Annotated in this window: 14 protein-coding genes; 4 read left to right on the forward strand and 10 right to left on the reverse strand. The window is 61.1% G+C overall.

From position 1 onward, the window contains the following. Window positions 1-118: 118 nt before the first annotated feature. Window positions 119-1,783: a putative bifunctional diguanylate cyclase/phosphodiesterase gene (locus tag LOY67_RS27225; protein ID WP_265065217.1), complete on the reverse strand. Its 1,665-nt coding sequence runs from the start codon at window positions 1,781-1,783 to the stop codon at window positions 119-121. Window positions 1,784-2,045: 262 nt separating this feature from the next. Between LOY67_RS27225 and rep the strand changes: the two genes are divergently transcribed. Next, window positions 2,046-4,055, forward strand: coding sequence for a DNA helicase Rep (gene rep / locus LOY67_RS27230; protein ID WP_265065218.1), 2,010 nt, complete (start codon window positions 2,046-2,048; stop codon window positions 4,053-4,055). A 56-nt stretch (window positions 4,056-4,111) separates the two neighbouring features. After that, a complete protein-coding gene (locus LOY67_RS27235) occupies window positions 4,112-4,684 on the forward strand; it encodes a xanthine phosphoribosyltransferase (protein ID WP_265065219.1) in 573 nt (190 codons plus the stop codon). A gap of 124 nt (window positions 4,685-4,808) precedes the next feature. Here the strand turns inward: LOY67_RS27235 and LOY67_RS27240 are convergent, their stop codons facing one another. The 6 genes from LOY67_RS27240 to dadA all read right to left on the reverse strand — a co-directional run bounded on the left by LOY67_RS27240 (window position 4,809) and on the right by dadA (window position 10,934). Continuing rightward, window positions 4,809-6,731: an acetyl-CoA hydrolase/transferase C-terminal domain-containing protein gene (locus LOY67_RS27240; RefSeq protein WP_265065220.1), complete on the reverse strand. Its 1,923-nt coding sequence runs from the start codon at window positions 6,729-6,731 to the stop codon at window positions 4,809-4,811. 135 nt (window positions 6,732-6,866) lie between these two features. Further along, window positions 6,867-7,280, reverse strand: coding sequence for a c-type cytochrome (locus LOY67_RS27245; protein WP_265065221.1), 414 nt, complete (start codon window positions 7,278-7,280; stop codon window positions 6,867-6,869). Between the two features lie 181 nt (window positions 7,281-7,461). After that, entirely contained in the window at window positions 7,462-8,010 is a 549-nt protein-coding gene (locus LOY67_RS27250) for a cupin domain-containing protein (protein ID WP_265065222.1), read from the reverse strand. Window positions 8,011-8,138: 128 nt separating this feature from the next. Beyond that, the gene (gene alr, locus LOY67_RS27255) at window positions 8,139-9,212 is read right to left on the reverse strand and encodes an alanine racemase (protein WP_265065223.1); all 1,074 of its coding nucleotides are present in this window, start codon (window positions 9,210-9,212) and stop codon (window positions 8,139-8,141) included. A 92-nt stretch (window positions 9,213-9,304) separates the two neighbouring features. Then, entirely contained in the window at window positions 9,305-9,658 is a 354-nt protein-coding gene (locus LOY67_RS27260; protein WP_265065224.1) for a RidA family protein, read from the reverse strand. Next, on the reverse strand, window positions 9,630-10,934 hold the full coding sequence (gene dadA / locus LOY67_RS27265; protein ID WP_265065225.1) for a D-amino acid dehydrogenase: 1,305 nt from the start codon (window positions 10,932-10,934) through the stop codon (window positions 9,630-9,632). Before dadA ends, LOY67_RS27260 begins: the two co-directional genes overlap by 29 nt. Window positions 10,935-11,089: 155 nt before the next feature. Between dadA and LOY67_RS27270 the strand changes: the two genes are divergently transcribed. Then, window positions 11,090-11,578 (forward strand): Lrp/AsnC ligand binding domain-containing protein, encoded by a 489-nt coding sequence (locus LOY67_RS27270; RefSeq protein WP_003206849.1) that lies wholly within the window; start codon window positions 11,090-11,092, stop codon window positions 11,576-11,578. Between the two features lie 143 nt (window positions 11,579-11,721). On the opposite strand, the gene LOY67_RS27275 is transcribed toward LOY67_RS27270, so the two are convergent. Together LOY67_RS27275 and LOY67_RS27280 are read right to left on the reverse strand one after the other, a co-directional pair. Beyond that, window positions 11,722-12,891, reverse strand: coding sequence for an IS4 family transposase (locus LOY67_RS27275; protein WP_265064268.1), 1,170 nt, complete (start codon window positions 12,889-12,891; stop codon window positions 11,722-11,724). A 119-nt stretch (window positions 12,892-13,010) separates the two neighbouring features. Further along, window positions 13,011-13,364 carry a YkgJ family cysteine cluster protein gene (locus LOY67_RS27280; RefSeq protein ID WP_265065226.1) on the reverse strand — a complete coding sequence of 118 codons (354 nt, stop codon included), beginning with the start codon at window positions 13,362-13,364 and terminating at the stop codon, window positions 13,011-13,013. A gap of 146 nt (window positions 13,365-13,510) precedes the next feature. On the opposite strand from LOY67_RS27280, the gene LOY67_RS27285 reads away from it, so the two are divergent. Beyond that, entirely contained in the window at window positions 13,511-14,824 is a 1,314-nt protein-coding gene (locus LOY67_RS27285) for an NAD(P)/FAD-dependent oxidoreductase (protein WP_265065227.1), read from the forward strand. Window positions 14,825-14,975: 151 nt separating this feature from the next. Here the strand turns inward: LOY67_RS27285 and LOY67_RS27290 are convergent, their stop codons facing one another. Then, window positions 14,976-15,221 carry a DUF1127 domain-containing protein gene (locus LOY67_RS27290; RefSeq protein WP_265065228.1) on the reverse strand — a complete coding sequence of 82 codons (246 nt, stop codon included), beginning with the start codon at window positions 15,219-15,221 and terminating at the stop codon, window positions 14,976-14,978. Window positions 15,222-15,238 lie beyond the last annotated feature (17 nt).

A 15,238-nucleotide genomic window follows, 5' to 3' on the forward strand; every position in this document is an offset into this window, starting at 1 on the left:
TGTGGGAGCGAGCCTGCTCGCGATAGCGATGTGTCTGATACATCGATCTCGACTGATCGACCGCCATCGCGAGCAGGCTCGCTCCCACAGGGGGTTGTGTCAGCCATCAGGTTTTGTGTCAGGCGGTGACTTCCGTCGACTTGTTGTCGAACGTCAGGTATTCCACCAGCTCAGGCAACGGCAACGGCTTGCTGATCAGGAAGCCCTGCACCTGATCGCAACCGAAACCGCGCAGCAGGTCCAGTTGCTCCCGGGTTTCCACACCTTCGGCCACCACCTCCAGGTTGAGGTTGTGGGCCAGGTTGATCATCGCGTGCACCAGCTTGCGGTTCTCTTCGCGCTGCTCCATGCCGCCGACGAAGCTCTTGTCGATCTTGAGCAAGGCGATGGGCAGGCTGTTGAGGTGCACGAACGAGGAAAATCCAGTGCCGAAGTCGTCCAGGGAGAAACGCACCCCGAGGCGACCGAGGGCATCCATGGTCTGCTTGACCAGCTCGCTGCGGCGCATGACCGCGGTTTCGGTGAGTTCGAATTCCAGCCACTGGGCTTCAACGCCCCGCTCGGCAATCAACCGGCTCAAGGTCGATAGCAATTGACTGTCCTGGAACTGCCGGAACGACAGGTTGACCGCCATGTGCAGCGGCGCCAGCCCTCGCTCGCGCAGGGCCTGCATGTCCCGCAGCGCACGGGAAATCACCCAGTAGCCCAGTGGGACGATCAGGCCGCTCTGCTCGGCCAGCGGCACGAATTCACTCGGTGGCAGCAGCCCGCGCTCGCCGTGACGCCAGCGCACCAGGGCTTCGAGGCCGACGATATGGCCGCCCTCGAGGTCCAATCGGGGCTGGTAGTGCAGCTCCAGTTCGTCGCGACGCAGCGCCCGGCGCAGTTCGCTTTCCAGGTCGGCGAGGCTGCGGGCGTTGCGGTTGATGCGCTCGTTGAACACATGAAAAGTGCAGCCCTGGGTGCTCTTGGCTTGTTGCATGGCGATGTGGGCGTGCCACATCAGCGGATCGGCTCCGGCCTGGGCCCGGGCGTGGGCGATGCCCAGGCTGCAGCCGATCAACAGGCTTTCGCCGTCCACCCAATAGGGTTCGGCCATGGCTTGGGTGATGCGCTCGGCCATCCATTCGGCCCGTTGAGGTGCCCGGCGGGTGTCGATCAACAGGGCGAACTCGTCGCTGCCCAATCGCGCCAGTTGATCGCCGGCCTCGAGCGCACCCTTCAGGCGCGACACCACCTGCAGGATCAAGCGATCACCGGCCTGATGACCGAGGGCGTCGTTGGCGTGGCGGAAGTTGTCCAGGTCCAGGTGACCGAGTGCCAGGCCACGGCCTTCGCTTTCAGCCAGGCGCGCCGCCAGCAGGGTCTGGAACCCCTGGCGGTTGGCAATGCCGGTCAACGGGTCCTGTTCGGCAAGGCGTTGCAAGGTGTTTTCCAGTACGCCGCGCTCTCGCACATGGCGCAGGCAACGGCGCAGGGTCGCGCCATCGAGCAGGTCACGCACCAACCAGTCGCTGGCGCCATCGGGTGGCGTCGCGGGCTCGTGTTCAAGCAGCAGGATGGTCGGCAGATGGCAGCGACCGGGCGCCGGTTGCAAGGCCGCGACCGTCAGCAGTACCGCGTTGCGGCTGTCTTCGAACAGACTGCTGACCGACTCCCAGGTCGGGGCATTGATCAACACGACCGAGCCCGCCATGGGCGCCAGGCACTCGCGCAATATCGCTGACCACTCAGGCTCTTCGGCCAATAACAGCAAACGCAAGGGTTCGACAGGCGTGGACAAGCTGACTCCGTAGACTCTGCATGGGGGTAGGCGCTGGGCATTATGACCTGCCGCCGGACAATGACCAGTGCTAATAGTTCTCAAATACTGGCTTCTGGCGAATCTTTTTTCATTCCAGGCCGAACATCAGCGTCAATCCGCCCCAAATCCCGGGATCAAGCAGCGAAACGCGCCTGCGCGTCACAAGTCGGACAGAGCAGCACAATTCTCTGAGCCTGTTAAAATGCCGGCCCATTTTCGCAAACGACTCCCTGACCCTGTCATGTCCCGACTCAATCCCCGGCAGCAAGAAGCCGTGAACTATGTCGGCGGCCCTCTTTTGGTGCTCGCCGGTGCAGGCTCTGGCAAGACCAGCGTGATCACCCGCAAGATCGCGCACCTGATCCAGAACTGTGGCATCCGCGCCCAGTACATCGTCGCCATGACCTTTACCAACAAAGCCGCCCGGGAAATGAAAGAACGGGTCGGCGGCCTGCTGCGCGCCGGCGAAGGCCGCGGCCTGACGGTCTGCACCTTCCACAACCTGGGCCTGAACATCATCCGCAAGGAACACGTGCGGCTGGGCTACAAGCCGGGCTTCTCGATCTTCGATGAGACCGACGTCAAGGCCCTGATGACCGACATCATGCAGAAGGAGTACGCGGGCGACGACGGCGTCGACGAGATCAAGAACATGATCGGCGCCTGGAAAAACGACCTGGTGCTGCCCGCCGAAGCCCTGGAAAACGCCCGCAACCCCAAGGAGCAGACGGCCGCCATCGTCTACACCCACTACCAGCGCACGCTCAAGGCGTTCAATGCGGTGGACTTCGACGACCTGATCCTGCTGCCGGTCAAGCTGTTCCAGGAACATGCCGACATCCTCGAGAAATGGCAGAACCGAGTTCGCTACCTGCTGGTGGACGAATACCAGGACACCAACGCCAGCCAGTACCTGCTGGTGAAACTGCTCATCGGTTTACGCAATCAGTTCACGGTGGTGGGCGACGACGACCAGTCGATCTACGCCTGGCGTGGCGCGCGGCCGGAAAACCTGATGCTGCTAAAGGAAGACTATCCGTCGCTCAAAGTGGTGATGCTGGAGCAGAACTACCGCTCCACCAGCCGAATCCTGCGCTGCGCCAACGTGCTGATTTCCAACAACCCCCACGAGTTCGAGAAACAGCTGTGGAGCGAGATGGGCCACGGCGACGAGATCCGCGTGATCCGCTGCCGCAACGAAGACGCCGAAGCCGAGCGCGTGGCCATGGAAATCCTCAGCCTGCACCTGCGCACCGACCGGCCGTACAGCGACTTTGCGATCCTGTACCGCGGCAACTACCAGGCCAAGTTGATCGAGCTGAAGTTGCAGCATCACCAGGTGCCCTATCGCCTGTCCGGCGGCAACAGCTTCTTCGGCCGCCAGGAAGTGAAAGACCTGATGGCCTATTTCCGGCTGATCGTGAACCCGGACGACGACAACGCCTTCCTGCGGGTGATCAACGTCCCGCGCCGGGAAATCGGCTCGACCACCCTGGAAAAACTCGGCAACTACGCCACCGAACGCAAGATCTCGATGTACGCCGCCACTGACGAAATCGGCCTGGGCGAACATCTGGACAGCCGCTTCACCGACCGCCTGGCGCGCTTCAAGCGCTTCATGGACAAGGTCCGCGAGCAGTGCGCCGGGGAAGATCCGATCGCGGCGCTGCGCAGCATGGTCATGGACATCGACTACGAGAACTGGCTGCGCACCAACAGTTCCAGCGACAAGGCCGCCGACTACCGCATGGGCAACGTCTGGTTCCTGATCGAGGCCTTGAAGAACACCCTGGAAAAAGACGAAGACGGCGAGATGACCGTCGAGGACGCCATCGGCAAACTCGTGCTGCGGGACATGCTCGAGCGTCAGCAGGAAGAGGAAGACGGTGCCGAAGGCGTGCAGATGATGACCCTTCACGCCTCCAAGGGCCTGGAGTTCCCCTACGTGTTCATCATGGGCATGGAAGAAGAAATCCTGCCGCACCGTTCCAGCATCGAGGCCGACACCATCGAAGAAGAACGGCGCCTGGCCTACGTGGGCATTACCCGGGCACGCCAGACGCTGGCGTTTACCTTTGCCGCCAAGCGCAAGCAATACGGTGAAGTGATCGACTGCGCGCCAAGCCGCTTTCTCGATGAACTGCCGCCGGACGACCTGGCCTGGGAAGGCAACGACGACACCCCGACCGAAGTGAAGGCCGTTCGCGGCAACAGCGCCTTGGCCGATATACGAGCCATGCTAAAGCGCTAGAATCGACTACTTTTTTCCGACTTCAGAGCCCTTAAGGCGTCATCAAAGGAGGCTTCATGGAAGCCCTGCACCAGAAAATCCGTGAGCAAGGCATCGTGCTTTCCGACCAGGTCCTGAAAGTCGACGCGTTCCTGAACCACCAGATCGATCCGCAGTTGATGAAACAGATCGGCGATGAATTCGCCGCGCTGTTCAAGGACTCGGGTATCACCAAGATCGTCACCATCGAAGCCTCGGGCATCGCCCCGGCCATCATGACCGGCCTGAACCTCGGCGTGCCGGTGATTTTCGCCCGCAAGCAACAATCCCTGACCCTGACGGAAAACCTGCTCTCGGCGACCGTGTATTCGTTCACCAAGAAGACCGAAAGCACCGTCGCCATCAGCCCCCGTCACCTGACCAGCAGCGACCGGGTGCTGATCATCGATGACTTCCTGGCCAACGGCAAAGCCTCCCAGGCGCTGATTTCCATCATCAAACAGGCCGGCGCCACCGTGGCCGGGCTGGGGATCGTGATCGAGAAGTCGTTCCAGGGTGGCCGCGCGGAACTGGATGCCCAGGGCTATCGCGTCGAGTCCCTGGCGCGGGTGAAATCGCTGGCGGGTGGGATAGTCACCTTTATCGAATAACCGCACAAATCCCCCCTGTGGGAGCGAGCCTGCTCGCGATGAGGCCTGCACATCCAACATAAGTGCTGGCAGGTAGTCCGTCATCGCGAGCAGGCTCGCTCCCACAATGTTTTGGGGCTGGCCGTTATTGCGCGGTGGCCTTGAGCCCCGCCAGCAGCAAACGCTGGAACAGATCTTCCTTCAACCCGTCGGTGCTCGCCAGTTGCATCCGCTCCAGATGTTCGGGATACAACGAGGGCTCCGGTGCATCCAGCGCGGCCTTGCCCAACTCGAGCATTTCGGTGAGCTTGAACTTGCTCTTGAGCCAGTTCAGCGCCCGCAAGAGGTCCCGCTCCACCTCGTCGAAATCAGCACCCAGCGGATACTCCGGAAACAGATTCGGATGCCGCGCCTGGATCGCCCGCAAACGCTGCGACGTGTTGTCGGCAAACCGCGGATCGAGGCGGAAATCCTTCGGTAACTTGCCCGCATTCTGCGCCTGCTCGATCAACCCGGGCTGGAAACGTGAATCGCTGATGTTCAGCAACGCTTCGATCACCGCGGCATCGGCCTTGCCCCGCAGGTCGGCGATGCCGTACTCGGTCACCACGATGTCCCGCAGGTGCCTGGGAATGGTGCAATGGCCGTACTCCCAGACAATGTTCGAGCTGATCTCGCCCCCGGCCTCCCGCCAACTGCGCAGGAGCAGAATGGACCGCGCACCTTCCAGCGCATGCCCCTGGGCGACGAAGTTGTACTGCCCGCCCACACCGCTGAGCACCCGTCCGTCTTCCAACTGATCGGCCACCCCGGCGCCCAGCAGCGTCATGGTGAACACCGTGTTGATAAAGCGGGCATCGAGACGCTGCAAACGCTTGAGGCGCTCCTGGCCATACAACTCGTTGATGTAGCTGATGCGGGTCATGTTGAATTCGAGCCGTCGGTCCTGGGGCAACTCGTGCAAGCGCTGGTAAAAACTGTGCGGGCCGAGGAAGAAGCCGCCATGGACACAGATGCCGTCGGGCTGGGCCGCCTCGTCGAGCGTACCCGCGTTGGCCTGCTCCTGGGTCGACTCATCGGGATAGACCTTACGCCGGATGATCCCGGCCTCCGCCAGCGCCAGTAACCCGTTGACGAACATTTCACTGCAACCGTACAACCCCTTGGCGAACGGCTCGAGTCCTCCCTCGCGCTCGATCAATTGGGCCCACTGGCTGAGGTTCAGGTCCGCCAGTAACGCCTGGTACCCGGCGTTATCGGCCTGACGCGCCAGCAGCGCCGCCGTCAATGCATCGCCCATGGAACCAATACCGATCTGCAGCGTGCCGCCGTCACGCACCAGGCTGCTGGCGTGCAGGCCAATGAAATGGTCCTGGAACCCCACCGGCATGTTCGGCGTGGAGAACAGCGTGTGGCTGTCCTTCTCGTCGATCAACAGGTCGAAACCGTCGATGCCGATTTCCGCGTCCCCCGGCATGTAGGGCAGGTCGCTATGGACCTGGCCGACCATGAGGATGGTTTCCCCCGCGGCCCGGCGCTTCTCGATCATCGGCAGCAGGTCGAGGGTGATGTCGGGGTTGCAACTCAGGCTCAGGCGATCCGGATACTGCGGATCGCTCGCCACCAGTTGCGCGATCAGGTTCAAGCCGGCGGCATTGATGTCCCGGGCGGCATGGCTGTAGTTGCTGCTGACGTAGTTCTGTTGGGCCGATGCGCTGTGCAGCAGGCTGCCGGGTTGCATGAAGAACTGCTCGACGCGGATGTTGGAAGGCAGGCTGTCCCGCTGCAGGTCGGCCAGGTAATCGAGTTCGGGATAGTCACCGAAGACGCGTTCGACGAAGGGCTCGAGAAAGCGCCTCTGCAAACCATCGCCCAGGTTCGGCCGGCCCAGACTCAGGGCCGTGTAGATGGTCAGTTGTCGTTCGGGCAATTGGGCGATGCGCCGGTACAGCGCGTTGGCGAACAGGTTGGGCTTGCCCAACCCCAGGGGCATGCCGAGGTGAATATGCGCCGGCAGGCGTTCCAGAACGTCATCCACCGCCTGCTCGATTGAACACAACTGCACCATCCTACCCTCCGGGTCATTCCGTGAATGTGGGTTGGACCGAGCTTGCCGGGTCTTGGTTGCGATGAACAGCCCTGCCGATCGTTCCCCAGACGCAAAAAAGCCGCTCGTAAGCGGCTCTTTCGACGGATGCTGGCTTTATTTCAGGCCGGACATCTTCTGGATGGCGCCTTTGAGTTCGTCATCCGAGCAATCGGCACAGGTGCCTTTAGGCGGCATGGAATTGATACCGGTAATGGCTTTCGCAAGGATGCCATCCAAACCGCCTTGATGGTCAGCGCGCTCTTTCCAGGCTGCTGTATCACCTATTTTTGGAGCGCCCAGCAGGCCGGTGCCATGGCAAGCGTTACAGTGTTTTGCAATCACGTCATCGGGTGTTTTCTTAGCACCGCCGCCCGCCGCAACAGCCACTTCCATGCCCTTGCATTCCTTCCCCGCCACGCAAACCTGGCCGACCGGCTCGAGGCGCTTGGCGATTTCGTCGTTGGTCGCCGCTTGGGCACTGACTGCCCAAAGGGCCAATACGGTTGCTGGTGCAGCCAGCATTTTCATAATTAGGTTCACGCGTACACCCTCATGGTGGCTAGTCACGCCTGCGGCCACGGTTGCAGGCGGGCGCAAGTATAGCGGTAAGCCTGTCACACTGAAACAACCCTAAAGTCGCAAGGGTCTTGTCCCGGCATGCCAGCCCGCTTGTTCGGCGCCTTGCCTCATGGGCCCGGCGCCTCCTTCCTTAGAAATTGGCCGGTGTGGCTGCGCTGATCAGTCGCGCCGGCGCGTCGAACGGATTACGGAAACGGTGTGGCTTGGTGCTTTCGAAATAGTAGCTGTCGCCCGCTTCAAGCACGAATGTCTCGGCACCGACCACCAGCTCCAAACGCCCTTCCACCAGAATCCCGGTTTCCTCGCCTTCATGGGTGAGCATCTCGTCACCGGTATCGGCGCCAGGCGGGTAGATTTCGTTCAGAAAGGCGATCGCCCGGCTCGGGTGTGCCCTGCCCACCAGCTTCATGGTCACGGCGCCGTCGGAGATATCGATCAGTTCGTTGGCTTTATAGACGATCTGGGTCGGCTTCTCCTGGAGGATTTCCTCGGAGAAAAATTCGACCATGGACATGGGGATGCCGCCAAGGACCTTGCGCAGCGAGCTGATCGAGGGGCTGACGCTGTTTTTCTCGATCATCGAAATGGTGCTGTTGGTGACGCCCGCACGCTTGGCGAGTTCACGCTGGGAAAGGCCTTTGAGTTTACGAATGGCTTGCAGTCGTTCACCGACGTCCAATGCTGGAACCTCCAGGGGATCAGGTTGTGTGGAAAGTGAGCGTTATCATGGCGACAGCGTTCAGTATTTACAACACCTTGACCCGAATCCTGTGCGGTGAAGCGACCTTCGGTCGATCCCGTTGTGCGTCAGCCCGCGGAATAGAGCCGTGGCACCCGCCGCAGGTTACAGAAAATCTGATAGGGAATAGTGCCGGCGGCCTTCGCCACATCGCTGGCAAGCACATGCTTGCCCCATAACTCCACGGTCGAACCAAGTCCGGCCTGGGGGATGTTCGTCAGGTCGACGCACAGCATGTCCATCGACACACGCCCGACCAATTGGCTGCGCTGGCCGTCCACCAGCACCGGCGTACCGCTCGGGGCCTGGCGCGGGTAGCCGTCGGCATAGCCCATGGCGACCACTCCAACCCGGGTCGGCTGCGTGGTCATGAAATGGGCGCCGTACCCCACCGGCTCGCCGGCGGGCAGTTCACGCACGCAGATGATCTTCGATTCCAGGGTCATTACCGGCTGCAGGCGCGCGGCGGTGGCGTTGGCTTCATCGAACGGCGTCGCGCCATACAGCATGATGCCCGGTCGGACCCAGTCGCTCGGCATCTGTGGCCAGCCCAATACCGCCGGGGAGTTGCGCAGACTGGTCTCGGCCACCAACCCCTGGCGGGCGGCTTCGAACACCTCCAGTTGCCGGGTACTGGAAGAGTCGTGCAGCTCATCGGCGCGGGCAAAGTGGCTCATCAACACGACTTTCGCGACTTTGCCACTGGCCAGCAGTCGACGATAGGCGCCTTGATAGTCCTGCGGATGCAGGCCAACCCGGTGCATCCCCGAGTCGAGCTTGAGCCAGATCGTGAGCGGCTTGCTCAACGGCGCCTTTTCAATTGCTTCGAGCTGCCACAACGAATGCACGACGCACCAGAAATCGTGCTCGACGATCAACGACAGCTCATCGGCTTCGAAAAAACCTTCCAGCAGCAACACCGGCGCACGAATACCGCCGGCTCGCAGCTCCAGGGCCTCTTCGATGCAAGCCACGGCAAACCCGTCCGCGGTGTCCTGCAACGCCTCGGCACAACGTACCGCGCCATGCCCGTAGGCATCGGCCTTGATCACCGCAAGGGCCTTGGCCCCCGTGACGTCGCGAGCCAATTGGTAATTGTGGCGCAGGGCTTGAAGATCGATAAGGGCACGGGCAGGACGCATGACGGCAGGCTTCTAGGCAGACATGAAAAAACCGGCGCCGGCTGATGGCGTGAACCACCAACAGCGCCGGGAGAGGGATCGTTTCGACAGCGTTAAGGCAGCGCGGCCACGACAGACAGCTCCACCAGGATTTCCGGCTCGCACAACCTGGCCTGTACGGTGGCACGGGCCGGCGCGACGCCCTTGGGCAGCCATTTGTCCCAGACCGCGTTCATGCCGGCAAAGTCGGCCTCGATGTCTTTCAGGTAGACGGTTACCGACAGCAGGCGGTTCTTGTCGGTCCCGGCCAGGTCCAGCAACCGCTCGATGCTGGCCAGGGTTTCGCGGGTCTGCTGCTCGATACCTGCGCTCATGTCGTCGCCGACTTGCCCGGCCAGGTAAACGGTGCCGTTGTGCACGACCACCTGGCTCATGCGGTCATTGGTGAGCTGGCGCTGGATTGACATGTTTTGCAGACTCCTGATGTTTGCTGCCATAACGGGAAATATCGAGACCTTCGGCGCTGATCTGCGGCTTTTTCTTCGCCATCAGGTCCGCCAGCAAGCGACCGGAACCGCAAGCCATGGTCCAGCCGAGGGTGCCATGGCCGGTGTTCAGGAACAGATTCTTGAACGGGGTGGCGCCGACGATCGGCGTGCCATCCGGCGTGGTCGGACGCAAACCGGTCCAGAAACCGGCCTGGGCCAGATCGCCGCCCTGAGGATAAAGGTCGTTGACGATCATCTCCAGGGTTTCACGGCGACGCGGATTGAGCGACAGGTCAAAACCGGCAATTTCCGCCATGCCGCCCACCCGGATGCGGTTATCGAAACGGGTGATCGCGACCTTGTAGGTTTCGTCGAGAATGGTCGAGGTCGGCGCCATGGCCGGGTTGGTGATCGGCACGGTCAGGGAATAGCCCTTGAGTGGATACACCGGGGCGCGAATGCCGAGGGGCTTGAGCAGTTGCGGCGAATAGCTGCCCAGGGCCAGGACGTAGCGGTCGGCGGTTTCCAGCTTGCCGTCGATCCAGACGCCGTTGATGCGGTCACCGGCCTGGTCCAGGCGCTGGATGTCCTGGCCGAAGCGGAACTCCACACCAAGCTTCACGGCCATCTCCGCCAGGCGCGTGGTAAACATCTGGCAATCGCCGGTCTGGTCGTTGGGCAGACGCAGCGCACCGGCCAGGATGTCGGTGACATTCGCCAGGGCCGGCTCGACCCGCGCAATACCTTCGCGGTCGAGCACTTCGAACGGGACACCGGACTCTTTCAGCACGGCGATGTCCTTGGCTGCGCCATCGAGCTGTGCCTGGGTACGGAACAACTGTGTAGTCCCCAGGCTACGGCCTTCGTAGGCAATACCGGTTTCGGCGCGCAGCTCGTCGAGGCAGTCGCGGCTGTACTCGGACAGGCGCACCATGCGTTCCTTGTTGATGGCGTAGCGGCTGGCGGTGCAGTTGCGCAGCATCTGGGCCATCCACAGGTACTGGTCGATGTCGGCGGTCGCCTTGATGGCCAGCGGTGCGTGGCGCTGCAGCAGCCACTTGATGGCCTTGAGCGGCACGCCCGGCGCGGCCCACGGCGAGGCATAACCCGGCGACACCTGGCCGGCGTTGGCGAAACTGGTTTCCATGGCAGGCGCCGGCTGACGGTCGACCACCACCACTTCGAACCCGGCACGGGCCAGATAGTAAGCACTGACGGTACCGATGACGCCGCTACCCAAGACCAGAACACGCATGTTGTCGCCCTCATCGCGGCGAGCCGCTGACGTTTGTTGTACAGAACTGTAATGGGCGCAGTGTAAGAAAGAATAGGCAGTGCTTTTCACTATATAACTGCCTATATTTGGCGAGAATTCTCGGCAAAAACCCTTTTCACGGAGGCGCATCCCCTGTGCGTACCAACACCCAGACCAAGCGCGAGCTGGACAAGATCGACCGCAACATCCTGCGTATCCTCCAGGCGGACGGGCGGATCTCCTTCACCGAACTGGGGGAAAAGGTCGGCCTCTCCACAACTCCGTGTACCGAGCGGGTACGGCGCCTGGAGCGCGAAGGGATCATCATGGGCTACAACGCCCGGCTCAATCCGCAGCACTTGAAGGGCAGCCTGCTGGTATTTGTCGAGATCAGCCTCGATTACAAGTCCGGCGACACCTTCGAAGAATTCCGACGTGCCGTGCTGAAATTGCCTCACGTGCTGGAATGTCACCTGGTGTCCGGGGATTTCGACTATCTGGTGAAGGCGCGGATTTCCGAGATGGCCTCGTACCGCAAACTGCTGGGCGACATCCTGCTCAAGCTGCCCCATGTGCGCGAATCCAAGAGCTATATCGTGATGGAAGAGGTGAAAGAGAGCCTGAATCTGCCGATTCCGGATTGATCGTTCCCGCGCGGAGCGTAGATCGTTCCCACGCTCTGCGTGGGAATGCAGCCAGGGACGCTCCGCGTCCCGGAACAGCCAAACGCGGAGCGTCCGATGAGGCATTCCCACGCAGAGCGTCACTAGTGTCCGGTAAAACCTTTTCATAGCTGAAGGCTACCCTGGGCAGCCTTCAGCTCTGTTCGTTCTTGCCTTCGATATCCGCGGTGTGTGTCGCTGAGCGGGCGCTCAAACAAGCTATGAGCCAGCCGGATAGTGAAGTTTGAAAGCGAGTCTGAGCAGGCCGAACGTTGTTGATACAGGAGCAGCAAAAGGTATGTGATCAGCGCGCTGTAGATTTGTAGACGCACCGCGTTTTCAGAGAATCCGAAGTACCGTTTGAGCTTGAGTTTTTGCTTGATCCACTTGAAGAACAACTCGATCTGCCAGCGCTGCTTGTACAGGTCGGCAATTTCTTCAGCTGAGCGTGAAAAATCATTAGTCACCAGGATCAGCGGCGTTTCGTGATCATCTCGACGAACCTGGACCCGACGTACGGTTTGGTCGTGATAGTGATTTAACCGTCGTGTATTCAGGTGTTTTTTGCCAAATCGCACGGCTTCGTCCGACTCTATGAAGTCGGCATTTTCCCCTCTGTTCAGATCCTCTACGTGATTCACATTGGCATTTTTTTTGAGTCGTGTGACGAAGAACGCCCCCACCTGATCAATCTGGTGCCACCAGTTGTAATCGCAGTATCCCTTGTCGAAAACGTACGTGATGCCTGCTTCAAGCGGCATGGTCAGGGCGTCACTCAGGTCATTGACGTTGGCGGCAGTGATGTTCACGTAAGTGGGTGCTGTTTGTCGTGGATCAATTGCCACATGCACCTTCAGGCCTTGTGTTATGCGGGTTTTCGTCGCAGCGGTCCAGTCGTCGAAGCCGGGACCGCGCAAGGTGATTGAGGTCGAGTCGATCAGCGTGACCATCGCTTCCAGGGACTTGCGCTGCTTGCGGCCAACGCCCTGCAGCAAGTGCTCGCAGGCCAGCCGAAAAGGCTCTGAACTGCGTTTGCTCAAGGCATCACAAAGCGTTGAGCGAACCATGCTGCGAGCGTTGAGATGATAATGGTGAGGTTCCAGCGATTGCGATGCTGTCGCCAAGGCGCGCAGGCTGCTGGCTTGTGTTATCTGACCAAAGATCAGCGTGACGAGCAGATCCCAAGAGCTGAATTGCTTGGCATAACGATCAGCGCCACAGCGTTTGACTGCATTTTTGAACAACTGATGAGGGAGTGCTTGGAGCATTTGTGAAAAGCGAGTGCTGCTGAACATAGCCGGAATCGAGTCTGAAAAAGCCGAGTATCGCTCAAAGGCAGGTACAGCAAGGGGGAGCAAGCTCCCCCTTCAGTTTTTACCGGACACTAGTGACGCAGAGCGTGGGAACGATCTCGCTAGACCAACACCTGCCGATTGGCAGCCATGTACTCATGAATCTGCTGCTCGACCCGCGGATGGATCAACTCCACCGGACGCCGCCCGTTGGGGCATGGCAAGGTTGCCGTGGTGCCGAACAAGCGGCAGATCAGCGGTCGCTCGTCATACACGGTGCAACCGTTCGGCCCCAGGTGCACGCAATCGAGTGCTTCCAGGGCGGCATCCTGCTCGGCGCGGCTCTTGCGCGGCAGCCGGGCCATCTCCTCCGGTGACGTGGTCACCGGCCCGCAGCAGTCATGGCAACCCGGGACGCACTCGAACGAGGGAATCTGCTGGCGCAGCGTGCGGATTTTTTGACTGTTGCAGCTCATCGAGGCGGTTACCTGGTCGGGACTGATCCGAATTCTGCCCGAAAAGCCTTGTACCAGACAGCGCCAACCGACCACTGTTGCCCGCGGAGGAATCCACGGCTTATGCTCTGTAAAATTTCTCAAACACAACAATCAGGATTACGCACATGAACGCCCGTGTTCAGCAACCTGTCCCGAGCCACGCGCACGCCGCCTCCTACTACGCCGCCAGCAGCCTGCCGCAACCGGACCATCCGCTGCTGCAAGGCGAGCTGCTGGCGGATGTCTGCGTGGTCGGCGGCGGGTTCTCGGGGCTGAACACGGCCATCGAACTGGCCGAGCGCGGCATGAGCGTCGTGTTGCTGGAGGCGCACAGGATCGGCTGGGGTGCCAGTGGACGTAACGGCGGCCAGTTGATCCGCGGCGTCGGTCATGGCCTGGATCAGTTCGCCCCGGCCATCGGTGCCGAGGGCGTCCGTCAGATGAAACTCATGGGCCTTGAGGCGGTGGAAATCGTCCGACAGCGGGTCGAGCGTTTTCAGATTGCCTGCGACCTCACCTGGGGCTATTGCGACCTCGCCAACAAACCCGCCGACCTGGAAGGCTTCGCCGAGGACGCCGAGGAACTGCGCAGCCTCGGCTATCGTCACCCGACCCGCCTGCTGCAAGCCCATGAGATGCACAGCGTGGTGGGCTCGGATCGGTATGTCGGCGGCCTGATCGACATGGGCTCCGGCCATCTGCATCCATTGAACCTGGCCCTGGGCGAAGCTGACGCAGCACAGCGACTGGGAGTCAGGCTGTTCGAGCAATCGGCGGTCACGCGGATCGACTACGGTCCTGAAGTGAAGGTGCACACCCCACACGGCTCGGTTCGCGCCAAGACCCTGGTACTGGGTTGCAATGCCTATCTCAACGGCCTCAACAAGGAATTGAGCGGCAAGGTGCTGCCGGCCGGCAGCTACATCATCGCCACTGAACCCTTGAGCCAGGCCCAAGCCCAGGCGTTGTTGCCACAGAACATGGCGGTCTGCGACCAGCGGGTGGCGCTGGACTACTACCGGCTTTCGGCGGATCGACGCTTGCTGTTCGGTGGGGCCTGTCATTATTCGGGCCGCGACCCGCAGGACATCGCCGCTTATATGCGTCCGAAAATGCTCAAGGTCTTCCCGCAGTTGGCAGAGGTGCAGATCGACTATCAATGGGGCGGGATGATCGGCATCGGCGCCAACCGCCTGCCGCAGATCGGCCGGCTCAAGGACCAGCCCAACGTGTACTTCGCCCAGGCCTACTCCGGCCATGGCGTGAACGCCACGCACCTGGCTGGCAAGCTGCTGGCCGAAGCCATCAGCGGACAGCAAGGCGGCGGGTTCGATCTGTTCGCCCGGGTTCCGCACATCACCTTCCCCGGTGGCAAACACTTGCGCTCGCCGCTGCTGGCGTTGGGGATGTTGTGGCACAGGTTGAAAGAGCTGGTCTGATCCCTCTGTAGGAGCTGCCGAAGGCTGCGATCTTTTGATTTTGATCTTTCGCCTTGAGCCTCAATGGGCAGGGGAAAGATCGCAGCCTCGTTGCACTCGACAGCTCCTACGGTCCAGCGCAAACATGCGCCCTCGCCACAGGGTTTCTTCATCAGCTGCGCCAGAACGGCTTGAGGCCCTCCTCCCGCGCTTGTTGCCGACTCATCCCGATATCACGCAACTGTTCGGGTGTCAGCTCCAACAGGACTTTGCGTGTATGCAGACGATGCCAGAACAGGTCCCAGCGACTCAGGCAGGTCGGGGCATTTCGAAACCTTGCGCCTCGAAGCTCTTTCTCCTGCCCTGCCTCCAGTTCCTGACTGTGTAACGTCAGCCGCACATCGCTCAAGCCGTTCATTTTTCACCGCTCCTGTT

The sequence above is a fragment of the Pseudomonas sp. B21-056 genome (assembly GCF_026016325.1).
Taxonomy (GTDB): Bacteria; Pseudomonadota; Gammaproteobacteria; order Pseudomonadales; family Pseudomonadaceae; genus Aquipseudomonas.